The following is a 21,327-nucleotide window of genomic DNA, read 5'->3' as shown; positions in this document are numbered from 1 at the left end:
TTCAGCGGTCGGTCGCGGCGTCGTACACGCCCACGATCCGTTCCAGGAAGGCCGCCACGACGGCCTGTTCGCCGGGTGAGAGCTCCGAGGCGGCGGCGTTGACGCCCTCGATGACCGGCGCCACATGCTCGTACGCCGTGGCGCCCCAGTGCTCGGCCGGGGTCACGATCACCTTGCGGCGGTCGGTGGGGTGCGGCTCGCGGGTGGCGTGGCCGCCCGCGACGAGCCGGTCGATCACCAGGGTCGTCGCCGCCGTCGAGGCGTCCAGCCTGCGGGCGAGATCGGTGGGCGTCGTCGGCCCTACGTTGACGAGATGGTCCATCACGGCCAGTCCCGCCGGGTCCACCCGCAGCCGCCGCCCCAGATAACGCTCGAACCGCTGCTGCCGGAGCGTCAGGTTCCGTAGCCGCTCTCGGATGGCGCCACCGCTCGTCGCGGGTTCGGTGGCAGGCCGTTTGACATCCATGCGGCTCAGGATACTCTCGATATTGCTAAGAATATTGGTAATCAATGATCTGAGGTAAAATGAGCGCGACGGAGCCGATCGCCGCACCGGGTGCCGCCCCGGCCGCAGTGGAGCCCTACCGGTGGCGCTGGCTGATCCTGGCGGTGATGCTCGTCGCGGAGATCATGGACCTGCTGGACGCGTCCATCGTCAACGTGGCGGGACCCGAACTGGAGAAGTCCCTCGGGGCGGGGCCGGTCGGCCTCCAGTGGGTGATCGGCGGCTACGCGCTCACCCTGGGCGCCGGACTGATCCTCGGCGGCAGGCTGGGCGACCGCTACGGGCGCCGCCCGATGTTCCTGCTGGGCCTCGCCGCCTTCACCCTCACCTCGCTGCTCTGCGCGTGCGCGCCGAGCATCGAATCGCTGATCGTCTTCCGGCTGCTCCAGGGCACCGCGGGCGCGATGCTCCTGCCGCAGGGCCTCGGACTGCTGCGGGAGAACTTCTCCGGCGCCGAACTCACCAAGGTCTTCGGCATCTTCGGCCCCGTGCTGGGCCTCGGCGGCATCGTCGGCCCGGTCCTGGGCGGCGGACTGATCCAGGGCGACTTCCTGGGCCTGGGCTGGCGGCTGGTCTTCCTGGTCAACCTGCCCATCGGCATCGTGGCCCTGATCGTCGCCGCGAAGGCCGTGCCGAAGAAGCCGGGCGACCGCACGGTGGTCGTCGACGGCGTGGGGGCGGCGCTGGTGGCCCTGTCCTGCGCGCTGCTGGTCCTGCCGCTGAACCAGGGTCAGGAGTCCGGCTGGCCGCTGTGGACCTGGCTGTGCATGGCCGCGTCCGCCCTCGGCTTCGCCGCCTTCGCGCTCCAGCAGCGCCGCACGGCCGCCCGGGGGCGGCAGCCGCTGGTGACGCCCGCGCTGCTGCGCAAGCCCGCGTACACCGTGGGGCTCGGCGGGATCGCGCTGTTCTTCGGCGGACTCGTCGGCAGCCAGCTCGTACTGACCCTCTACCTCCAGATCGGGCAGCACTTCACCGCGGGCGAGGCCGGACTCGGCAATCTGCCGCTCGCCGTGGGCACCGCGATCGGCGGCGCGGTCAGCGGCGCGTTCCTGGCCGAGCGGATCGGCCGGGTGGTCCTGCAGATCGGCCCGCTGGTGCAGCTCGCGGGCGCCGGACTGCTCTGGTACGAGCTCGGCTCCACCGGCTCGTTCTCCGTCTGGGACATCGCGCCCGGTGTGGCCGTCTCCGGTATCGGCGCGGGCATGGTGATCGCCGCGCTGTTCAGCTTCATCCTCGCGGCCGTGGACGACAGCGAGATCGGCTCCGCCTCCGGGGTGCTCACGGCGGTGCAGTCCATCGGCGGCTCGATCGGGGTGGCCGTCTTCGGCTCGGTGTTCTTCGACCGGGCCACAGCCGGTGACTTCACCGCCGGTTACCGCCACGCGCTGATCGCCCAGGCCTGCCTGCTGGTGGCCTTCCTGGGCATCACCCTGCTGCTGCCGAAGAAGGCCCGGCCCGAGGGCGACGAGTTCGCGGAGGCGGACGAGAACGCGACGGCGTGACGGGGGACGGCTGGGCGGGCGCGCGATCTTGGCGGGACGCACACGGCACCGGCCCTCCCGGGGGCAGTCCCGGGAGGGCCGGTGCGCGGGGGTACCCGTCCCCTCAGGCGGGTACCCGCAGGCGCTGCCTGCGTTGGACCTCCGTCTCCTCCCGGGTGGCTCCGCGGGAGGAGAACAGCCGGTCGGCGGCGAGCGCGCCCGGCCCGGAGAAGACGATCAGGAGCAGGGTCCAGCAGAAGAAGACCGCGGCCTCGCCGCCGTTCTCCATCGGGAGCAGTCCCCGCTGCTGGTGCACGTCGAAGTACGCGAACGCCATGGAGCCGGAGCCGACCAGGGCGGCCGTTCTCGTACCGAGGCCGAGGATCACCAGGGCGCCACCGGCCAGCTGGATGACGGCCGCGTACCAGCTCGGCCAGGTGCCCGCCGGCACCCGCGCGTCGCCCAGGAGCCCGAACAGCGAGGCGACCCCGTGGCAGGTGAAGAGCAACCCGATGACGATGCGGAACAGGCTGAGCGCGTAGGGCTGTGCCCGCCCCAGGTTGTTGATCATCATGAGGGCCCTTCTCCTGTCAGCTGTAGACGCCGAACTCGTAGAGCGAGTAGCCGTAGCCGGAGCCGCGCGCCGTGCCGTTGATCCGCACGTAGCGACCGGTGCCGTTGACGTCGATGTCGTCGATGTCGCCGTTGCCGTCGGTCACCGACTTCACCGTCGTCCAGCTCTGTCCGTCCTCGGACGTCTGGATGTCGTACGCCTTGCCGTACGCCGGGTCCCAGGCGAGCTGCACGTGCTTGAAGGCCGTCGAGGCGCCCAGGTCGACCTGGACCCACTGCGGGTCGCTCCAGTCACTGGCCCAGCGGGTGTCGAACTTGCCGTCCACCGCGTTGGCCGCACTGCACGGGCAGCCGCCGGTCGGGTCGGTCTGGAACGAGGACGCCGTGGCGGTCTTGCCCTGCGACACGTTCGTCCCGTCCACCTTCGGCGGGATCACCTTGAGGGACGCGGTCTCGATGCCCACGTTGCCCTTGCCGTCCGTGGACTTCACGTAGACCTTGTAGACGCCCGTCTTGCTGGGCGCCTTCGCGGTCAGGGTGCCGTCGCCGTTGTCCTTGGTCTCGGCCGGGACGAGCGCCTTGTTCTGGTCGATGTAGTTGCTGCTGAACAGCACCTGGGAGGTGACCGCGTCGCCGTCCGGGTCGGACACCTTGGCGCTGATCTTCACATCGCCCCCGGTGGGGACGCCGGCGGTGGCGTTGTCCACCTTCATGTCGGTGATGACCGGCGGGGTGTTGTCGCCCGAGGTGTCCGCGCCGTACGCCTTCTTCACGGCGTAGTACGAGAGCCTCTTCTCGCCGCCCGGCAGCAGGTTGAACCAGACGCCGCCGAAGTCGTCCTCGACGCCGTAGTGGAACATCGTGGCGCCGAGCGCCACCCCGGTGTGGCCGGTGATGCAGCCCCACGCCTTGGTGTAGCCCTCGGCCTTCGCGACATCGGTCGGCTCGGTCGGGACGCCGTTCGCGTCGTCGTCGACCTCCCACTCACCGGCCGGACCCGTCTCGGTGACGATGTAGGGCTTGTCGTAACCGCCCTGCTCCCAGTCGGACTTGATGTTGCACACCGCGTTGTAGGCGTTGACGGCGTAGAGGTCGAGGTCCGGCGCGTTCTTCTTGTAGTACGGCCAGGCGCCCGTCCAGGCGTCGGTGGAGGTGACCGGGTGATTGGGGTCCACCGTGTGGATCTTCTTCGCGATGTCGTTCACGAAGGTGGTGTACGCGTTGCGCTGGGCCTCCAGCTCGTCACCGCTGTAGCAGTTCTGCAGGCCGAGCGTCGACTCGTTGCCGACGTTCCACATCAGCACGCCGGGGTTGTCCTTGTAGGTGTCCACCCACTTGGGAAACTCGGCGAGCATGTCGTTCTTGTACTGGGTGTCCGTCAGGTAGTTGACGCAGCCGCCGCTGCCCGGACCGCCGCCCGGCTGGAGCCAGAATCCGGCGATCACCTTGACGCCGTTGGCCGCCGCCGTGTCGAAGAGCGGCTTGCTGGTGGCGTCGGTGCCCCAGGTGCGGATGGTGTTGACGCCCATGGACGCCACGTCCGGCATGTACTTCTCGGCGTCGGCGACCGAGGGGCCCCAGGTCAGACCCTTGACGGTGTACGGCGAACCGTCGACGGTCAGCTGCCAGGCACCCTGTGAACCGGTGACCTTGACGACGCTGCCGGCCGCCTGGGCGGCGGGTGCCTGGAGGGCCACCATCGCACCGGCCAGCAGGGCCGCCGCCGCGAAGGGGGCCACGAGACGTTTGGCCGTACGAGTGGGGGGGTGGTGCATGTCGATCTCCTTGAGGGTGGGGGAGGAGGTGGGGTAAGTGATGGGGGAGACAGGGAGACAGCGGGAAGGCAGGTGGGGGAGGCAGGTGGGGGAGGAGTGACCCCGGGTGATCTTGGAGAGCGCTCTCCAAGATGGTCCGAAAAAAGACCCCCACCCGGGGTGCGGCCGTCCGGTCGTCCGGTCGCCCGACCGTCCGGCCTCGCGGGCTACGGGAGTTCGTAGTCCCCGTTGAGAACGGCGCCCTTCTCGGGGTGGTTCTCGTCGTAGCCGTGCGGGTCGCACTGGAGCCCGCCCTTGACGCAGTGGGTGACCATCGCGTCGAGCGTGGCGGTGTCCCACCCGTTCATGAAGTCGTAGTGGAACGAGAAGCCCTTGCCGCTGGCGAGCTTCACCTGCGACATGTCACCGTTGACCGGCCAGGCCATCTTGAACTCGATCATCGGCAGGGCGACGGGGTGGTCGGCCGGGCACGAGTTGTAGTTGGCGCCTCCGGCGACCGGGTACGCCATGTGGCTCTTGTGGTCGGGCGTGTCCAGGTGGATGCCGTCCCAGCAACTCGGCGCCTGGAGGCGCAGGTTGAGGTAGGTGTCCCGGCTGGTCGGGCAGTTGGCCGGGAAGTCGAAGTTCTTGAACGACTCACCGCACTCCCAGCCCTCGACGGTGCCCTTGAGGTTCTTGAACTCGTCCTGGGTCTGCATCGGGCTGCCGACGACGTACCGCAGTCCCTTCGGGAAGGGGCGCACGCTCCGGTAGTCGGTGACTCCGGACTTGTAGTAGATCGTCTGGACGCCCTCGGGGAGGATCTTCGTGTCCCCGTTGAAGAGGCTCGGCATCCAGTACCCGGACTTGTCGCCGGGCGCCAGGCACGTCGTGTCACCGGTCTCCAGTGACGCGGCGGTGGTGTAGGCGTTGGTCGTGGTGTTGCCCATGAACGTGTGGTCGTGGGACTTGCCGGGCTGGCCCGGGTAGACGATCGGGTCGTCCGGAGCCGTGTGGGTCGGGGCGCACTTGGCCTGGAACTCGTGGAAGTACGCCGACGGCGGCACCTCCATCGAGGGGGTGACCCCGGTGACCGGCGGGTCGGCCATGATGTAGCCGTCCCCGTCCGGGTCGTCGCCCGAAGCCTTGGTGGAGGCGGGCATGCCGGGCATCCCCGGCATGGAGTACGCGGCGTGCTCGGTGTGCGCGCCCGCCGCCGCGACCGGCTTCTCGGTCGACGCGTTCGCCGTCGCGGCGATCCCCGCGATCCCTGCGGTGGTCAGGGTCAGCGAGGTGAACAAGAGCAGTCCGGTGAGTGTTCTCGACCTCCGTGGCATGGAGACCTCCTGCTGCGTGGGTGGGGGTGCATGAAGGTGGGAGAGCGCTCTCCCATTCCGGAGTGTTCCGCTCCTGACAAGAGCGTGTCAATAGTTCGTGAACGACCGACGCGTCGGGCGGAGTTGGCGGAGCGCGGCGGGTTACCGCCGGTAATATGCTGTGGCCTGGGCCGGTTCGTGGATCGCCCGATCCGCGTGGCCATTCGCTGGACGCCGCGTATATGAGAGGTGGACTCGGGGACCGTGTACGTCAGGCGGTGCGCGAGGGCGGGCGACGCACTTCACGGACCCGGGGGACCGCTCCGTCAACTGCCGAGAGCCAGCGCGGGCGGCTGGGCCGGAAGAGCATCAACATCCGCCGGTTGCGTACGCTGCCGGGATGACGGCCGAACTGCGAGAGTGCGAACCGGGACTGCGGCGAGGACTCCGCCCGGAGCCCCACGGGGAGAGCGGCAACATCGGACGCCGGACCGGGGGATGGCCCCCGCGCACGGCGTGGTTCGCGCACTCGGCGCGGCTCACGATGGCGATGGCGGCGAGGGCAGCGGCGCGATGAGCATCGACATACGCCCCTTCCAGCCCTTCGACCTGCCCGGGATGTACCGGGTGTGCCTGCGCACCGGTGACTCCGGCCGGGACGCGACCGGGCTCTACGGCGACCCCGATCTGCTCCCGCACATCTACGCGGGCCCCTACCCGGCCGCCGACCCCGGCCTCACCTTCGTCGCCGCCGACGCGAGCGGGGTGCTCGGCTACGTCGTCGCGACCGCCGACAGCCACGCCTTCGACGGCTGGCTGGAGGAGCACTGGTGGCCCGAACTCCGACTGCGCTACCCGCTCCCGCTCCCGCCCTTGTCGACGCCCTTGTCGACGCCCGACCCGGGCGACGGGACGAAGGACCGGCAGTGCGTGGAGCACATCCACCGCCCCGGACCGCCGGAGCCGAAGGCCCTGTACGAGCGCTACCCGGCCCACCTCCACATCGACATCCTCCCGCGCGGCCAGGGCGCCGGCCTCGGCCGCCGCCTGATGGACGCCCTGCTGACAGCCCTGCGCGAGCGCGGGGTGCCCGGACTGCACCTCGGCGTCGGCGCCGGAAATCCCGGGGCGCACGCGTTCTACCTCCGGCTGGGCTTCACGGAGGCCGAACGGCAGGAGTGGGGCTCGGTGATGGTGATGGACCTGACGCGGCGGCTCGGCACGGCCCCGTAGACAGAAGCCCAACGGTCCGTGTGAGGCCGACCCGTTCCTCGGCTCGGTGAGCCTCATGCGCCACAATGGGATTTCAGCGCCCGTCGGGCCGTGCTGATGACGTTGTGCGCGTCTGACCCGTAAACAGCCGACTCGCGAAGGGTCTTCCAGACCTTCGTGTACAGGGTGACGTTTTCGGAGTCGTCCAACCACACTTCGGCGTGCCAGTCCTCCGTGACGACCACGCGGTCATCGAGGAGCCAGAAACCGTTGGCAGGCACGATCTTCACGGGCGCCGTGAACGGAATGACGCCCAGCTCGACTGTGTCCATGCCGATCATGCCGGTGAGGCGGTCGAGCTGCGTGGCCAGCACCGAAGGAGGGCAGATCAGCGATCGCAACGCGGCCTCCCACAGCAGCACGTGCATGGTGTGACCAGGCCGGTACAACCACTCCTGCCGCTGAACCCGTGAGCGCACGGCGTCCTCGATGTCGGCGGTTCCCCCCAGCAAGTTCGAGTACCGCTGGATGACATGGCGCGTGTACTCCGGGGTCTGCAGCAGCCCGGCGACAACCGACTCTTCCCAGACCCATATGTCCGAGGTGCGGTCGATCTCCGCACTGAGGCCTTCGTGCAAGGGCTTGAAGCCGTTGGCCAAGGCTCTTCGCCATGACCTGATGTGGGACTCGAACCCAGCCAGCCGGGCGGCCAGCTCGGCGTACGCGCCCGGTTGCTCGGTCGCGTTGGCCCACGCTCGAAGGTCCTCGGGGGTGGCTGTCTGCTTGCCGTTCTCCAGCTTGCTGACCTTGGAGCCGGCCCAGCCGAGCCGCTGAGCGAGCTGCTGACCGGTGAGTCGGCCGCTGGGGCACGACAAGCGGAGTCCCCGCAGCCGCACTCCCAGCGAGGCTCGTGCTTGTTGGTAGTCAGTGCTCACCGGTCACGCGTCGCTATTCGGTCGTCGCGGCCACCTGGACCGCGAACTGGTCGTACCGGACGGCGTGGTGCATGGCGGCGTCGCGGACGACCGCGTACCGCATGACCTCGGCGGGTTCGGTGATCAGCTCTATGTCGAGCATGTTGTCTTCGTCGTCGAAGCGCAGTACGGCGACAATCCGTGAGTCGAAGATCCAGAAGTCCTCTGCGGGCAGAGCGGCTCTGTCGGCGTCCTCGCGCCAGAGATAGCGGATGTCCTCGCCGGCCATGGCGTTGTGCCGGGCGTAGTCGAGGAGGAAGAGCTGGCCCGTGGTGGGCGGGTTGTCAGCGATCCGGACGCGCTCGACGCGCTTGCCGCGGTCCGTCTGGGCCCTGATGTTGATGAACCAGGGCTCGTTCGGGTCGCACGGCGAGGACCCGGTGGCAAGGAATGCCTGGAAGTCGGGGTCCTGCCGGTCCGACGCGTATCCGCGTCGCGTCTCCAGCCTCCACGCGGTGTGCTTGAAGGTCACGAAGAGCCGCCGGAACGTTTCCCGGTCTACGAGTTCCGGCACTCGCTCCATCTCCTTCGGTCCCCAGTTCACGAGCAGCTCGCGCGGTACGGCCACCGCCGCATCGTCCGGCCCGAAGTGCTGGAGCTGCGCGAGCTCTTCGGGGTCGGTCACTGGCGGGCCTTGGACAATGATCTCGCCGGTGTTCTCGTCGGTGTGCAGGGCGGGGCAACCGTCGACCTTGCTGTCCGTGCCGGTGAAGCGCAGCTGACGAGCCATGGACGTTCTCCCTTCCGGTGGTGTTATGCAACAGCATGGCCGAGCAGATCAGTCCGGTACTACGGAGTCAGGCAAGGGGCAGGCGAAAAAAGCAGCAATCCACCTTCCCCGCTGAGCAATTTCGAGAAAACAGCACGGGCGCGCCAACTGTGGGCTTCTAGCGTCTGGTTCATGGCAACCGAAGAACAGTGGGTCATCACCCCATTCGGAGCGGTGAAGTCCCTTCGGGCGGCGCTGGCCGATGTTGGAATCGTCCTTCCTTCGCTGAGTGTCGACGGTGCGTCTCCACACCTGCGGATTGTTGAGCTGGGGCGAGTGCGCCCCGATGCGGCCGGTCGGTTACCGCGACGGCGTGGAGACGCCGGCTGCCATCCGTGTCGGCGGCATGGCCCTTTCCCGACTCGCAGACGCCGCCCCCACCAGCAGCCCCCGTACTGCTGGTGGAGGCGGGCAGGGCCCCGCTCCCGGTGGATCCGGCAAGACCGTCCGGGACGGGTCGCAAGTGCACGACGGCGCGGAGAACGAATCTCCGCTCAGCCCAGCACCAGGAGGATTTTCCATGATTGACCTCTACGGCCTCACGGCCGAAGGCACCACGTTCGAGAACTTCTGTGGCGGCAACCTCAACGGCGAACACGAGTCGTGCGTCGAGGTCGGGGCCATCTCCGGATCGGGCACTGCCTTCGCCGTTCGCGACAACAAGCCCGAGGGGGCTGGTCTCGAACTCAGGTTCACCGAGGCGGAACTCAACGACTTCGCCCTCGGCTGGGTCAAGAAGCAGGGGCTGCCGCTCTAGTCTGGCTCCTCCCCACTCGGCATTGCGGGCCGCCCTGCCCCGGCGGGGCGGCCCGGCACGTCTCGGAAAGGTACAGATGAGCTGGTCAGGACACTGGCATGGGTACGGACCGTGGACCGGACCGTCCCCGGTGTACGCACGAGAAGGAGGCCGGCGGCCACCGCATCCCAATGGGCCGCCTTCGGTTCTGAATCCAGAGGACAAGAAGCAGCAACAGGTGCTCGATCGGTACCGCGAAGCTGCCGCCGAGTTCCAGACGGGCAATGTGCCGCCCACCATGACCGGCTGGTGGCTGACGAAGAGGAACCACGTCTCCGCCGACCGCACGTGGGCCGATATGGGTATTGCCATCGCGTGGCTGACCAAGCAGTACGAGGCGAATCTTCCGTTCGAGCGCGCCGACGGTCTCCGGGCGTACAACAGTCTCGACAGCAAGTTGGAATACGCCACTGACGTCCTGCCCTGCGGCGTTGATGTGAGCTGGGTGTACTACATGCCGTCGAAGAACCTGATCGCTTTCTCCGTCGTGTGCTGCCCGAACCGGTTCCACCCCGAGCTTCCCTGCCCCCTGCCGCCCCAGTAGCACGAGAGGTGACCGGCATGTCACTGAGTCTCTTACTGCCCGAGGAAGGTGTGACCGATCTTCTCCTGAACTGGCCGGACGAGCCCCGCGTGTACGAGCGAGGCAGTACGGCCCTGGACGAGACGATCACGGCGGACTTCCTGAAGGACTATCTCTTCACCGGCTGCGCACCTGCGGACGAGATCGCGGTCGTTCGGGCTCCGAACCCGTCCTTGAACAAGGCCGCGTTCATGACGAACGGCCGGACCGACGCAGCCAAGCTGCGGCGACTGCACGAGAGCGGACACACGATCCGCCTGGGCAACCTCCAGAGGGTATTGCCGTATATGGCGCGCGTCTCCAGGCGCGTCCAGGAGGAGACGGGATACTCGAACTACGTGCACGCCTTCCTGACCCCTCCCGGTAACCAGGGTCTGCGCCACCACTGGGATCAGCAGATGGCTGTGATTGTGCAGACCGCAGGTGTTAAGCGGTGGCAGCTCTGGCGACCCCCGGTAGAGGCCCCCATGCGTGAATTCAACGAGAGTTGGCGGGTCTGGCGGGATGACTACATTACGAAGTGGGAAGCGGAGGGTCCTGACAACGAGGTCGACCTCAAGGTCGGCCAGTCCCTCTTGCTGCCGCGCGGCTGGGTCCACAACCCTCGCGTCGAGGACTCCGATGAGACCAGCGTCCACCTGACGTTCGCCCTGCGGGAGCGCACGCCCCTCTGGCTTGCCGAGCAGATGGTGGCCGGTGCTGTCTCGCAGGGCGAATTCCGACAGGTCGTCCGCCCAGGACAACTCGATGGGGCCGAGCTGGGCAGGCAGCTCCTGGGGACTCGCGACGCCCTGGTGAAGTACCTGTCCGGGCTCGACGTCAGCGAGGTGGCGAGGGCCGTCCGACATGCCGCGATGACGGAGCTGGAGTACACCACCTGATCAGAGCCTTCAAGTGCCTCCGCTCCGACCTCGCGTCCCCGCCTGGCCTTCAACTCGTATGCAGCATCAGCCCGATGCCCACCACCATCAGCCCCGCCGCCGCGACGCGCGGGGCGCCGAACCGTTCCTTGAAGAACACCGTGCCGATGGCCGCGCCGACGATGATCGATGATTCGCGCAGGGCGGCGACCGGGGCCAGTGCGGCGCGGGTCTGGGCCCACAGGACGAGCCCGTACGCCGTGACCGAGAGGGCGGCGCCGAGCAGTCCGCGCAGTGCGTACGGGCGGAGTTGGGCGGTCAGTGCGGAGCGGCGGCGGTACAGGGCGTAGACGGGGATCGCGACGCCCTCAAGGATCATCAGCCAGGCGATGTATCCGAGCGAACTGCCCGAGGCGCGTACGCCCACGCCGTCGACCGTCGTGTAGCCGGCGATGGCGAGACCGGTCGCCAGCGCGGCGACGATCGCGGGCCAGTGCGGGCGCTTGCCGGAGCCGCGGATGCCCCACAGGGCCATCCCGACCAGCCCCGCGGAGGCCACCGCGACGCCCGCCGTGGCCCAGCCGTCCGGGCGTTCGCCCACGAAGACGGCGGCCAGGACGGTGACGACGAGCGGGGCGGTGCCCCGGGCGATCGGATACATCTGGCCGAAGTCGCCCAGGGTGAACGAGCGCATCAGCAGCAGCATGTACGTCACGTGCAGGGCGGCGGACAGGGCCAGGTACGGCCAGGCGTCCGCGGCCGGGAACGGGACGAAGGCGGCGGCGGCCGCGCCGATCAGCAGTCCGCCGCCGGAGATCAGGGTGAACGAGACCAGCTGGTCCTTGATCGCGTGTGCGATGGCGTTCCAGCCGGCGTGCGTGAACGCGGCGATCAGGACGGCTGTGGCGACGAGCGGTGTCACGGTGGTACCTGGTTCTGTTCAGCGGGGGCGGTGGCCGGTGAGCGCGTGCCAGCGGGCGCGGGCGGCGTCGAGATCCTGGCGTGCTCCGGGGATACGGGGATCGCCGGCCTGTCCGGCGGCGAGCGCGTCGAGGCGGAGACCCGCCTCCGAGCGTCCGGTGGTGTCGTTCAGGACCCGTCTCAGCTCGGCCTCCGACTCACGGATGAGGCGGGGCCGGTCCTGCTGGAACGTCCTGGCGGCGGGGATCGCGTTGCGGACGTCGAGGACGAACTTGCGGACGTACTCCTCGCCGAGCTCGTACACCGGGTAGGTCAGCAGGTACTGGCGCCCGTCCGGGCCGGTCAGGTAGATGTGCGAGGCCGTCGGGGTGTGGTCGCAGCGGATGGCGATCCGGTCCAGGGGAAGGTCGCCGGGCCACTCGTCGGGGACGTCCGCGACGAGGATGTGCTGGTAGAGGGAGAGGTGCTGGATCTCCGTCAGGTACGAGCCGCGGCCCGGCTCGCGCAGGTAGGCGAGGTCCGCCTCCGCGCTGCTCACCCGGCGGCGGTGGATGCGCTCGGCCTTCCGGGCGGCGGCCTGCGCGCCGGACAGCTCCCGCTGCGCCGCCCGCTCCAGAGCGCGCAGGGCGTTCCGCGCGGTGTCGAGGTCGTGGCGCGCGGCGGAGTGCTCGCCGCCGAAGGCGAACCCCATGCCTCCCGGGTAGCGGTGGAGTCGCCGGCCGACCGCGACCGCGCCCGTGACGGCCAGCGCGAGCAGCAGTGTCCAGCCGACGGCCATGGCGCTTTACCCCCTGTACCCGCTGACGACTTCCGCTGGACATTCCCCAGGTCCGGACCGATCTCGGCGAGCCTGATCCACTGCTACGACTATCAGGAAACCGGATGGTGTTCGTCAACTTCTTTGGCCACCGGTGCTTCGCCGCACCGCTCACGGACCCGCGAGCAGGACCTCCGCGACGACCGGTCCTGCCGCGTCCCCGCCGTGGCCGCCGGACTGGACGAGGGCCGCCGCTGCCAGGTCGTTGCTGAAGCCGGTGAACCAGCTGTCGGACGAGGCGTGGCCGTCGACCTCGGCGGAGCCCGTCTTGGCGCCCTTGGTGCCGCCCACCCGCGCCATGGCCTTGGTGCCGGTGCCCTCCGGGCTGGTGGCGGTGTAGTTCAGCATCTCCTTCAGCTGCGCCGACACCCCGCCCGGGAGCGGGTTCGCGACGGCGAAGGTCCGGTTGTCCAGGTTCTGCGGGACGATGTAGGGCTGCCGGAACCGGCCGCTGACGGCGGTGGCGGTGACGGAGGCCATGTTCAGCGGGTTCATCTCGATTTTGCCCTGGCCGATGAACGACGCGGCCGTCTCCGCGTTCTGTGACTCGGGCACGCTGCCGTCGAACGTCGAGATGCCGGTCTGCCAGTTGCGGCCGATCCCGAAGTACTGCGCGGCCTCGACGCCGAGCGCGGTGTCACGCTTGCCGTCACCCAGCGGCAGTACCGGCTTGATGAACGCCGTGTTGCAGGACTTGGCGAAGGCCCGCTTCAACGTGGGGCCGTCCGTCATGTCGAAGTTGTCCAGGTTGTGGAAGGTGACCCCCTTCCAGCTCACGCTGGACGGGCACTTGACCGGCCCGTTCGCGCTGCCCAGGCCGTTCTGGATGATCATCGCGGCCGTCACGATCTTCATCGTCGAGCCGGGCGCCACCTTCGCCCACCGGGCCGCGTCGTAGCCGTCGTCCCGGTTGTTGGCGATGGCGCGGATCGCGCCGGTCGACGGCTCTACGGCCACCACGGACGACTGCTCGAACTTCTTCACGCCCCGCTCGGCCGCTGCCTGGATCTTCGCGTCCAGCGTGGTCGCCAGCTTGCCCGGCTTCCCCTTGACCAGGGTCAGCAGCGTCTTGTTCGCGCCGTCCTCGCTCGCGCTGTTGATCCAGGTCTCTACGCCCGCGGTGCCGCCGGTCTTCCCGCCGTACTTCTTGCGCAGCTCGTCCAGGATGACGCCGAGCGAGGGGTACTTCTCCTTGGTGAGCACCTGGCCGTTGTGGTCGACCGCCTCGATCGGCGCGGTCTTCGCCTCGCCCGTCTCCAGCGACTCGCCCTTGGCCAGGTCCGGGTGGAGGACGGCGGGCTTCCAGTCGACGAGCGCGTGGCCGGTGGACTGGCCGCGCACCACGGTCAGTTCGGACTTGTACGACCAGGGCTTCGTCGTCCCCTTGTACGAGACGGTCGCCTCGACGGTGTACGGGACCTTCGCGCCGACCGCCGGGCCGGGCGTGATCACGGCCTTGGTGACATGGGCCGTATCGCGGTAGCCGGTCAACGCCGGTCCGGAATCGCCCTCGTTGTTGGTGAGGTGGGACGCGACCGCCGCGTCGCCCTTCGCCCACGCCGCGAGGAACTTCTTCGACGTGTCGGCTATCTCCTGCTCGGTGACCGGCCCGGTCCGCACCTCCTGCGAGGTGGTCTCGGTGTCCGTGCCGCCCCCGACGCCGCTGTCCCCGAGCCCGTCCAGGATGTTGTACGCGCCGTAGCCCACACCACCGACCACGACCGTGAACACCCCGCCGATTATTCCTATCTTCACTCCACTGCGCATTCCTGCAGTCCCCCTCCCCAGGAGGCCCCCTTGAACACGTTCAAGGGGGCATTTCCCGGCACTTTACGGGACGGTAGTGACAGCGGAGCCGGTTGTTATCGGAACGCGATCCGTGATGGCGTGAACGGGGCGGCCATATGCGGGCATCCGGCTCTTTCTCTTCCTTCTCCGTCGAGTTCTTCTCCGTCAAGGAGGTGTGCCTTCTCCGTCAAGGAGGCGCACCCGCCCACTCGTTGTGATGACTCTCCGTTTATGAGCACAACTCTTGGTGATCATTGCTGGTGAGGGCGTACGGAAAGTGCCCCTGACCTACCTGACACAGGAGGACCCCCCACATGCGTCGCACCCTGATTTCCCTCGGCAGCATCGCCGCTGCCGGCATGCTCGCGTTCGCCGGGACCCAGTCGGCATTCGCCGCGAGCGGCACGCTGGTCGTCAACGGAACGGAGTACCAGGACCCCGCGGCCGGCTGCTACGCCGCAGGCGACGAGGGCGCCCAGGTCGACAACCTGACCGACTCGAATGCCGAAGTCTTCGCCGACGCGGCCTGCGCGCAGGGGCCTGTGAACGTCATCGAAGCCGGCGACTCCGGAGACGTCCAGTCCGGTGGAAGCATCAAGCTGTCCTGACGCCTTCAGCGGCCTGTAGACACTTGGGGGGCGTGACCGGTGGTCACGCCCCCCAAGTGTCCGTCCGCCCGGTCAGATCCAGGTGTCCAGCCACATCCGGTCGCGCCAGGAGCCCTCCGGGATCGCGGTCCCCGTGTACAGCGGCCAGAAGTAGATGAAGTTCCAGACGATCAGCAGCACCAGGACACCCGCCGCGACCGCCCCCAGCGTCCGGCGCCGTTCGCCCGAGGGATCACCGGTCGTCAGCCCCAGTTCGTGTTTCGCCCCGGTACCCGCCGCCGGACCCAGCATCGCCCCGATCATCATCGCCACCGCGAGACAGAGGAACGGCACGAACACCACCGCGTAGAAAAGGAAGATGGTGCGTTCCTGGTACAGGAACCACGGCACCCAGCCAGCCGCCACCCCGCACGCGATCGCGCCCGCCCGCCAGTCGCGGCGGAAGACCCAGCGCCACAGCACGTACACCAGCGCGAAGCACGAGGCCCACCACAGCAGCGGCGTACCGAGCGCCAGCACCTCGCGGGCGCACTTGCCGGTCTCCGAGGCGGCGCAGCCGTTCTGCTCCTCGTAGAAGTACGAGACCGGCCGGCCCAGCACGATCCAGCTCCACGGATTGGACTGGTAGGTGTGCCCGGACGTCAGGTTCACGTGGAACTCGTAGACCTGGTACTCGTAGTGCCACAGGCTGCGCAGCCAGTCCGGCAGCCACGTCCAGCTGCCGCCCCTGCCGTCGGTCGCCGCCCAGTCCCGGTAATAGCCGTGCCGGGTGGGGGAGTTGTGGATGATCCAGCCGGTCCACGAGGCGACGTAGGTCAGGATCGCCACCGGCACCGTGGAGACGAACGCCGGAACCAGGTCCCGCTTCAGCACCGCCGTGTACGGCCGCATCGCGCCCGCCGTACGCCGCGCGCCCACGTCCCACAGGACCGTCATCAGGCCGAACGCGACCAGGATGTACAGCCCGTTCCACTTGGTGGCGAAGGCCAGTCCGAGCATGAGCCCGGCCGCGATCCGCCACGGCCGCCAGCCCAGGCGCAGCCGCTCCGCCACGACGACGTCCGGCCGCAGCACCCCCTCCGCGTCGACCGGCAGCGCCGCCGCGAGCCGGCGCCGCGCCCAGTCCCGGTCGATCAGCAGACAGCCGAACGCGGCCAGCACGAAGAACATCAGCACCAGGTCGAGCAGCGCCGTGCGGCTCATCACGAAGTGCAGCCCGTCCACCGCGAGCAGCGCGCCCGCCAGACAGCCCAGGAACGTCGAGCGGAAGAGCCTGCGGCCGATCCGGCACAGCATCAGCACCGACAGCGTGCCGAGCACCGCGACCATGAACCGCCAGCCGAACGGCGTGAAGCCGAAGATCTGCTCGCCGATCCCGATGATCCACTTGCCGACCGGCGGGTGCACCACATATCCGGGGTCGACCGGGATGTTCACCTTGGACGGGTCGTCCAGGATCAGCTTGTCGACGTCCTTGGGCCAGGCCCCCTCGTAGCCCTGGTTGATCAGCGCCCAGGAGTCCTTGGCGTAGTACGTCTCATCGAATATCACCGCGTGCGGGCTGCCCAGGTTCCAGAACCGCAGCACCCCGGCGACCAGCGCCACCAGCAGCGGACCGCCCCAGGCCGACCAGCGCAGCAGCCGGTCCGCGAGCACCGGAGGCACCCCGAGCACCGCCCACAGGCGGCTCCCGGGGCGGGTGTACGGCGGAACCAGCCGCTCCCGCAGCCCGATCCCCGGCCGCGGTGAATGGCCGAAGCGGCGCAGCCGCTGCTGCCAGGAAGTCGGCTCCGGGCCGTACTGATCCCCGGCGTCTTGGCCCTGCCGGGCATCGGGCGCTGTACTCGTCACCGCGCCATCGTAGGGAACGCATCTGTGCGAGTGGTGCCGCCCGTGCTGGGAGAATGGACGTTGTGACGGAGACGACTGGAACGCTGGTACTCGCAGGGACCCCCATCGGCGATGTGGCGGACGCCCCGCCACGCCTCGCCACCGAACTGGAGACGGCGGACGTCGTCGCCGCGGAGGACACCCGCCGGCTGCGCCGGCTGACCCAGGCGCTGGGCATCCACACCACGGGGCGTGTCGTCTCGTACTTCGAGGGCAACGAGTCCGCCCGTACGCCGGAACTCGTCGAGGCGCTGACCGGCGGGTCCCGCGTCCTGCTGGTCACGGACGCCGGGATGCCGTCCGTCTCCGACCCCGGCTACCGGCTCGTCGCCGCCGCCGTCGAGCAGGGCATCAGGGTCACCGCGGTGCCCGGACCGTCGGCCGTGCTCACCGCGCTCGCCCTGTCCGGGCTGCCGGTGGACCGGTTCTGCTTCGAGGGCTTCCTGCCGCGCAAGGGCGGCGAGCGCCTCGGCAAGCTGCGCGAGGTCGCCGCGGAGCGCCGCACCATGGTCTTCTTCGAGGCCCCGCACCGGCTCGACGACACCCTCGCCGCGATGGCCGAGGTGTTCGGGACAGAGCGGCGCGCCGCCGTCTGCCGTGAGCTGACCAAGACCTACGAGGAAGTGAAGCGCGGCCCGCTGGGCGAACTGGCGGCCTGGGCGGCCGAGGGCGTACGCGGCGAGATCACCGTCGTCGTCGAGGGCGCGGCCGACTCCGGAGCCGAGGAACTGGACGCCGCAGAGCTGGTACGCAGGGTGCAGGTGCGAGAGGAGGCGGGGGAGCGGCGGAAGGAGGCGATCGCCGCCGTCGCCGCCGCTGCCGGCCTGCCCAAACGCGACGTGTTCGACGCGGTGGTCGCGGCAAAGAACGCGGCTCGGACCGGCCCGCCGGAGGGCAAAGGACTATCGTGAAAGGCAAAGCGAAAGCCGCGTACCGGCCCCTTTTGCCACGAGAAGGCCAAGACCGCTCCAACACTCGACAGGGCCCGGTGCGCTTGTGCCGGTAAAGGCGTCCACTGGATAACAGGACGCATTCTCCGGAGTGCTTGTCCGGCGGACAAGAGGAGCAGGCATGAGTGAGATCGCAGCAACCACCGTGCACGAGGCATACGCCTTCGCCTGCATGAGGTGCGGACACGGCTGGGAACAGGCCTACGAGATAGAGCACCACGTCGACGCCTCCAACAGCGCTTTCGTGGTCTACAAGGCGGACGGCCAGCGCGTGCCCTCCCCCCTTTCCACGCCCACCTGCGCCAACTGCGGCGGGCACGTCGTGCGCATCATGCGATCCGGCCGGGTCTCGACCGTTCAGCAGCTGATGCGCAACAGCCTGCCCGTCGACAGCAACCCGGTCGGGACGCCTGCCGGGGCCCCGGCAGGCAGCCCGGCCGACGTCACCGCCGACGCCCGCGGAAGGAAGGCGGAGGCCGTGGCCGCCACCGCCGTCCCCGGGGGCGAGCACCACTGGCACCTCGCGGACCTGCTGCACCCCTTCCACCGCAAGTGAGCCACCGGCCCCGGGCCTCGTACGATCGTGGCCATGAGCCGTACCGAAGCCCCGCCGCTGCCCGAGCCCCTCGGGGTGCCGGTCGCTGATTCGCACACCCACCTGGACATGCAGGACGGCACCGTGGAGGAGGGCCTGGCCAGGGCCGCCGCGGTGAACGTGACCACCGTGATCCAGGTGGGCTGCGACGTGAAGGGCTCGCACTGGGCCGCCGAGACCGCCGCCGCCCACCCGAGCGTGTACGCGGCGGTGGCCCTGCACCCCAACGAGGCGCCCCGGATCGTGCACGGCGACCCGGAGGGGGCGTCGCGGCAGGGCGCACGCGAGGCCGGCGGCACGGCGGCGCTCCACGAGGCCCTCGCCGAGATCGACGCACTGGCCGCCCTGGACCACGTACGCGGCGTCGGGGAGACCGGACTCGACTACTTCCGGACCGGCCCCGAGGGCGTGGCGGCCCAGGAGGAGTCCTTCCGGGCCCACATCGAGATCGCCAAACGGCACGGCAAGGCGCTCGTCATCCACGATCGCGAGGCGCACGCCGATGTGCTGCGCGTCCTGGCCGACGCGGGCGCCCCCGAGCGGACCGTCTTCCACTGCTACTCCGGCGACGCGGACATGGCCCGGATCTGCGCGGACGCCGGGTACTTCATGTCCTTCGCGGGCAACGTGACGTTCAAGAACGCCCAGCCGCTGCGCGACGCGCTCGTCGTGGCGCCCCTCGAACTGGTCCTGGTCGAGACGGACGCCCCCTTCCTCACCCCCGCCCCGTACCGCGGACGGCCCAACGCGCCGTATCTGATCCCGGTGACGCTGCGCGCCATGGCGGCGGTGAAGGGCGTCGACGAGGACACCATGGCCTCGGCGGTCGCCGGCAACACGGCTCGCGCGTTCGACTACTGAGCGGCGCCCGACCTCCGCAAGTCGACTTGCGGAGGTCGGGCGGTTCGGCCGCCTGCCGGCGAAGAGGTCCGTGAGTCGACTCGCGGAGCTCGGGCGCTTGGCTGGCGAAAGAGGTCCGTGAGCGACTTACGCTTGACGGGTGAGCACCACAGAGCCCGACGCCCTCCTGGGCCCCGCAGACATCCGCGAGCTGGCCGCGACGCTGGGCGTACGCCCCACCAAGCAGCGCGGCCAGAACTTCGTCATCGACGCCAACACGGTCCGCCGGATCGTGCGGACCGCCGAGGTCCGTCCGGACGACGTGGTGGTCGAGGTCGGCCCCGGCCTCGGCTCGCTGACCCTGGCGCTCCTGGAGGCGGCGGACCGGGTCGTCGCCGTCGAGATCGACGACGTGCTCGCCGCCGCCCTGCCCGCCACGGTCACCGCCCGGATGCCGCACCGCGCGGACCGGTTCGCCCTCGTCCACTCGGACGCGATGCAGGTACGGGAACTGCCGGGCCCGCCGCCGACCGCACTGGTCGCCAACCTTCCGTACAACGTCGCCGTGCCGGTGCTGCTCACGATGCTCGACCGTTTCCCGACCATCGAGCGGACCCTGGTCATGGTCCAGGCGGAGGTGGCCGACCGGCTGGCCGCGCGGCCGGGCAACAAGGTCTACGGGGTGCCGTCGGTCAAGGCCAACTGGTACACGGACGTCAAGCGCGCCGGGTCCATCGGCCGCAAGGTCTTCTGGCCCGCCCCGAACGTCGACTCCGGGCTGGTGTCCCTGGTGCGCCGGGCCGAGCCGGTCGCGACCACGGCGAGCAAGGCCGAGGTCTTCGCGGTCGTCGACGCCGCCTTCGCCCAGCGCCGCAAGACCCTGCGCGCGGCCCTGTCCGGCTGGGCGGGCTCCGCGCCCGCCGCGGAGGCCGCCCTGGTCGCGGCCGGGATCTCGCCGCAGGCCAGGGGCGAGGCGCTGACCGTCGAGGAGTTCGCCGCCATCGCCGAGAACAAGCCCGCCGCGACCGGGCCCGCTGAAGCCGAGTCCGCTGAGACCAAGTCCGTCGAGGCCACGTCCGTCGAGAGCAAGCCGGACGCCGAGAACAAGCCGGACGTCGAGAACAAGCCGGAGCCGTCCGCATGAGCGAGAGCGTCACCGTTCGGGTACCCGCCAAGGTCAACGTCCAGCTCGCGGTCGGCGCCGCCCGCCCCGACGGCTTCCACGACCTGGCCAACGTCTTCCTCGCCGTCGGCCTCTACGACGAGATCACCGTCACCCCCGCCGACGAACTGCGCGTCACCTGCGCCGGGCCGGACGCCGCCCAGGTCCCGCTGGACGCCACCAACCTCGCCGCCCGCGCCGCGATCGCGCTGGCCGGGCGGTACGGCATCGAGCCCCGGGTGCACATCCACATCGACAAGGACATCCCGGTCGCGGGCGGGATGGCGGGCGGCAGCGCCGACGGGGCCGGTGCCCTGCTGGCCTGCGACGCGCTCTGGTCCACCGGCGCCGGCCGCGACGAGCTGCTGGCCATCTGCGCGGACCTGGGCAGCGACGTCCCGTTCAGCCTGGTCGGCGGCGCGGCACTCGGCGTCGGCCGGGGCGAGCAGCTGACCCCGGTCGAGACCGGCGGCACCTTCCACTGGGTCTTCGCCGTCGCGGACGGGGGCCTCTCCACCCCGGCCGTCTACCGCGAGTTCGACCGGCTCACGGCCGGGATGGCCGTACCGGAGCCCGTCGCGTCCCCGGTGCTCCTGGAAGCGCTGCGGACCGGTGACACCAAGGCCCTCGCCGCCGCCCTGAGCAACGGCCTCCAGCCCGCCGCGCTGTCGCTGCGGCCCTCGCTGGCCGACACCCTGGCGGCGGGCACCGGCGCGGGCGCCCTGGCCGCGCTGGTCTCCGGCTCCGGCCCGACCACCGCGTTCCTGGCCGAGGACGAGGCGTCGGCCAGGACGATCGCGGACGCCCTGACCGCCTCCGCGACCTGCCGTGAGACCCGCGTGGCGGTGTCGCCTGCAACCGGCGCAGTGGTTTGTGCCGACATGAGCACCGGGCGCTGCTGCGCCCCTTAAGCTCTGCACCAGCCGATCTCAT

At 69.7% G+C, this 21,327-nt stretch carries 21 protein-coding genes; 11 read left to right on the top strand and 10 right to left on the bottom strand.

Features of this window, described 5'->3' with window-relative positions; genetic code table 11:
- Position 1: 1 nt before the first annotated feature.
- Positions 2-466 carry a MarR family winged helix-turn-helix transcriptional regulator gene (locus tag OG892_RS15715; RefSeq protein ID WP_371629471.1) on the bottom strand — a complete coding sequence of 155 codons (465 nt, stop codon included), beginning with the start codon at positions 464-466 and terminating at the stop codon, positions 2-4.
- Positions 467-525: 59 nt separating this feature from the next.
- Here OG892_RS15715 and OG892_RS15710 point away from each other — a divergent pair, with 59 nt between their 5' ends.
- Positions 526-2,007 (top strand): MFS transporter, encoded by a 1,482-nt coding sequence (locus tag OG892_RS15710; protein ID WP_371629470.1) that lies wholly within the window; start codon positions 526-528, stop codon positions 2,005-2,007.
- Positions 2,008-2,110: 103 nt separating this feature from the next.
- On the opposite strand, the gene OG892_RS15705 is transcribed toward OG892_RS15710, so the two are convergent.
- The 3 genes from OG892_RS15705 to OG892_RS15695 form a co-directional block, all read right to left on the bottom strand.
- On the bottom strand, positions 2,111-2,557 hold the full coding sequence (locus tag OG892_RS15705) for a DoxX family protein (protein WP_073738567.1): 447 nt from the start codon (positions 2,555-2,557) through the stop codon (positions 2,111-2,113).
- Positions 2,558-2,576: 19 nt separating this feature from the next.
- Complete coding sequence (locus OG892_RS15700; protein ID WP_371629469.1) at positions 2,577-4,334, bottom strand: discoidin domain-containing protein; 1,758 nt, start codon at positions 4,332-4,334, stop codon at positions 2,577-2,579.
- 206 nt (positions 4,335-4,540) lie between these two features.
- A complete protein-coding gene (locus OG892_RS15695) occupies positions 4,541-5,650 on the bottom strand; it encodes a DUF1996 domain-containing protein (RefSeq protein ID WP_073738419.1) in 1,110 nt (369 codons plus the stop codon).
- A gap of 552 nt (positions 5,651-6,202) precedes the next feature.
- On the opposite strand from OG892_RS15695, the gene OG892_RS15690 reads away from it, so the two are divergent.
- Positions 6,203-6,862, top strand: a complete 660-nt coding sequence (locus OG892_RS15690) for a GNAT family N-acetyltransferase (RefSeq protein ID WP_371629468.1) — start codon at positions 6,203-6,205, stop codon at positions 6,860-6,862.
- Between the two features lie 53 nt (positions 6,863-6,915).
- Here the strand turns inward: OG892_RS15690 and OG892_RS15685 are convergent, their stop codons facing one another.
- Together OG892_RS15685 and OG892_RS15680 are read right to left on the bottom strand one after the other, a co-directional pair.
- Positions 6,916-7,776, bottom strand: coding sequence for a helix-turn-helix domain-containing protein (locus OG892_RS15685; RefSeq protein WP_371629467.1), 861 nt, complete (start codon positions 7,774-7,776; stop codon positions 6,916-6,918).
- A 13-nt stretch (positions 7,777-7,789) separates the two neighbouring features.
- Positions 7,790-8,545: a DUF6879 family protein gene (locus OG892_RS15680; protein WP_371629466.1), complete on the bottom strand. Its 756-nt coding sequence runs from the start codon at positions 8,543-8,545 to the stop codon at positions 7,790-7,792.
- 559 nt (positions 8,546-9,104) lie between these two features.
- Between OG892_RS15680 and OG892_RS15675 the strand changes: the two genes are divergently transcribed.
- The 3 genes from OG892_RS15675 to OG892_RS15665 all read left to right on the top strand — a co-directional run bounded on the left by OG892_RS15675 (position 9,105) and on the right by OG892_RS15665 (position 10,844).
- Complete coding sequence (locus tag OG892_RS15675) at positions 9,105-9,341, top strand: DUF397 domain-containing protein (protein ID WP_371629465.1); 237 nt, start codon at positions 9,105-9,107, stop codon at positions 9,339-9,341.
- 217 nt (positions 9,342-9,558) lie between these two features.
- Positions 9,559-9,924, top strand: coding sequence for a hypothetical protein (locus tag OG892_RS15670; protein ID WP_371629464.1), 366 nt, complete (start codon positions 9,559-9,561; stop codon positions 9,922-9,924).
- A gap of 17 nt (positions 9,925-9,941) precedes the next feature.
- A complete protein-coding gene (locus tag OG892_RS15665; protein ID WP_371629463.1) occupies positions 9,942-10,844 on the top strand; it encodes a JmjC domain-containing protein in 903 nt (300 codons plus the stop codon).
- A gap of 49 nt (positions 10,845-10,893) precedes the next feature.
- Here OG892_RS15665 and OG892_RS15660 read toward each other — a convergent pair whose 3' ends face one another.
- The 3 genes from OG892_RS15660 to OG892_RS15650 form a co-directional block, all read right to left on the bottom strand.
- A complete protein-coding gene (locus OG892_RS15660) occupies positions 10,894-11,745 on the bottom strand; it encodes an EamA family transporter (protein ID WP_073738421.1) in 852 nt (283 codons plus the stop codon).
- An 18-nt stretch (positions 11,746-11,763) separates the two neighbouring features.
- A complete protein-coding gene (locus OG892_RS15655; protein WP_328866758.1) occupies positions 11,764-12,522 on the bottom strand; it encodes a hypothetical protein in 759 nt (252 codons plus the stop codon).
- Between the two features lie 150 nt (positions 12,523-12,672).
- Positions 12,673-14,328 carry a penicillin-binding transpeptidase domain-containing protein gene (locus OG892_RS15650; protein WP_371629462.1) on the bottom strand — a complete coding sequence of 552 codons (1,656 nt, stop codon included), beginning with the start codon at positions 14,326-14,328 and terminating at the stop codon, positions 12,673-12,675.
- 335 nt (positions 14,329-14,663) lie between these two features.
- On the opposite strand from OG892_RS15650, the gene OG892_RS15645 reads away from it, so the two are divergent.
- A complete protein-coding gene (locus OG892_RS15645) occupies positions 14,664-14,957 on the top strand; it encodes a hypothetical protein (protein WP_371629461.1) in 294 nt (97 codons plus the stop codon).
- Positions 14,958-15,029: 72 nt separating this feature from the next.
- Here the strand turns inward: OG892_RS15645 and OG892_RS15640 are convergent, their stop codons facing one another.
- A complete protein-coding gene (locus tag OG892_RS15640; protein ID WP_328866761.1) occupies positions 15,030-16,808 on the bottom strand; it encodes a phospholipid carrier-dependent glycosyltransferase in 1,779 nt (592 codons plus the stop codon).
- A gap of 53 nt (positions 16,809-16,861) precedes the next feature.
- Here OG892_RS15640 and rsmI point away from each other — a divergent pair, with 53 nt between their 5' ends.
- The 5 genes from rsmI to OG892_RS15615 all read left to right on the top strand — a co-directional run bounded on the left by rsmI (position 16,862) and on the right by OG892_RS15615 (position 21,305).
- Positions 16,862-17,758 (top strand): 16S rRNA (cytidine(1402)-2'-O)-methyltransferase, encoded by an 897-nt coding sequence (gene rsmI / locus OG892_RS15635; protein WP_073738426.1) that lies wholly within the window; start codon positions 16,862-16,864, stop codon positions 17,756-17,758.
- A gap of 160 nt (positions 17,759-17,918) precedes the next feature.
- Positions 17,919-18,353 carry a hypothetical protein gene (locus OG892_RS15630; protein ID WP_371629460.1) on the top strand — a complete coding sequence of 145 codons (435 nt, stop codon included), beginning with the start codon at positions 17,919-17,921 and terminating at the stop codon, positions 18,351-18,353.
- Between the two features lie 33 nt (positions 18,354-18,386).
- On the top strand, positions 18,387-19,253 hold the full coding sequence (locus OG892_RS15625) for a TatD family hydrolase (RefSeq protein WP_073738428.1): 867 nt from the start codon (positions 18,387-18,389) through the stop codon (positions 19,251-19,253).
- Between the two features lie 139 nt (positions 19,254-19,392).
- Entirely contained in the window at positions 19,393-20,376 is a 984-nt protein-coding gene (gene rsmA, locus OG892_RS15620; protein ID WP_371629459.1) for a 16S rRNA (adenine(1518)-N(6)/adenine(1519)-N(6))-dimethyltransferase RsmA, read from the top strand.
- Positions 20,373-21,305: a 4-(cytidine 5'-diphospho)-2-C-methyl-D-erythritol kinase gene (locus OG892_RS15615; RefSeq protein ID WP_371629458.1), complete on the top strand. Its 933-nt coding sequence runs from the start codon at positions 20,373-20,375 to the stop codon at positions 21,303-21,305. Before rsmA ends, OG892_RS15615 begins: the two co-directional genes overlap by 4 nt.
- Positions 21,306-21,327: the final 22 nt, after the last annotated feature.

Origin of the sequence: Streptomyces sp. NBC_00341 (assembly GCF_041435055.1) — a bacterium.
Lineage (GTDB): Bacteria > Actinomycetota > Actinomycetes > Streptomycetales > Streptomycetaceae > Streptomyces.
This window is presented reverse-complemented; position numbering and strand designations above follow the sequence as displayed.

Coding starts and splice junctions, on each gene's coding strand:
- OG892_RS15715 (WP_371629471.1), bottom strand. CDS start 466: ATGGATGTCAAACGGCCTGCCACCGAACCCGCGACGAGCGGTGGCGCC.
- OG892_RS15710 (WP_371629470.1), top strand. CDS start 526: ATGAGCGCGACGGAGCCGATCGCCGCACCGGGTGCCGCCCCGGCCGCA.
- OG892_RS15705 (WP_073738567.1), bottom strand. CDS start 2,557: ATGATCAACAACCTGGGGCGGGCACAGCCCTACGCGCTCAGCCTGTTC.
- OG892_RS15700 (WP_371629469.1), bottom strand. CDS start 4,334: ATGCACCACCCCCCCACTCGTACGGCCAAACGTCTCGTGGCCCCCTTC.
- OG892_RS15695 (WP_073738419.1), bottom strand. CDS start 5,650: ATGCCACGGAGGTCGAGAACACTCACCGGACTGCTCTTGTTCACCTCG.
- OG892_RS15690 (WP_371629468.1), top strand. CDS start 6,203: ATGAGCATCGACATACGCCCCTTCCAGCCCTTCGACCTGCCCGGGATG.
- OG892_RS15680 (WP_371629466.1), bottom strand. CDS start 8,545: ATGGCTCGTCAGCTGCGCTTCACCGGCACGGACAGCAAGGTCGACGGT.
- OG892_RS15675 (WP_371629465.1), top strand. CDS start 9,105: ATGATTGACCTCTACGGCCTCACGGCCGAAGGCACCACGTTCGAGAAC.
- OG892_RS15665 (WP_371629463.1), top strand. CDS start 9,942: ATGTCACTGAGTCTCTTACTGCCCGAGGAAGGTGTGACCGATCTTCTC.
- OG892_RS15655 (WP_328866758.1), bottom strand. CDS start 12,522: ATGGCCGTCGGCTGGACACTGCTGCTCGCGCTGGCCGTCACGGGCGCG.
- OG892_RS15650 (WP_371629462.1), bottom strand. CDS start 14,328: ATGCGCAGTGGAGTGAAGATAGGAATAATCGGCGGGGTGTTCACGGTC.
- OG892_RS15645 (WP_371629461.1), top strand. CDS start 14,664: ATGCGTCGCACCCTGATTTCCCTCGGCAGCATCGCCGCTGCCGGCATG.
- rsmI (WP_073738426.1), top strand. CDS start 16,862: ATGGACGTTGTGACGGAGACGACTGGAACGCTGGTACTCGCAGGGACC.
- OG892_RS15630 (WP_371629460.1), top strand. CDS start 17,919: ATGAGTGAGATCGCAGCAACCACCGTGCACGAGGCATACGCCTTCGCC.
- OG892_RS15625 (WP_073738428.1), top strand. CDS start 18,387: ATGAGCCGTACCGAAGCCCCGCCGCTGCCCGAGCCCCTCGGGGTGCCG.
- OG892_RS15615 (WP_371629458.1), top strand. CDS start 20,373: ATGAGCGAGAGCGTCACCGTTCGGGTACCCGCCAAGGTCAACGTCCAG.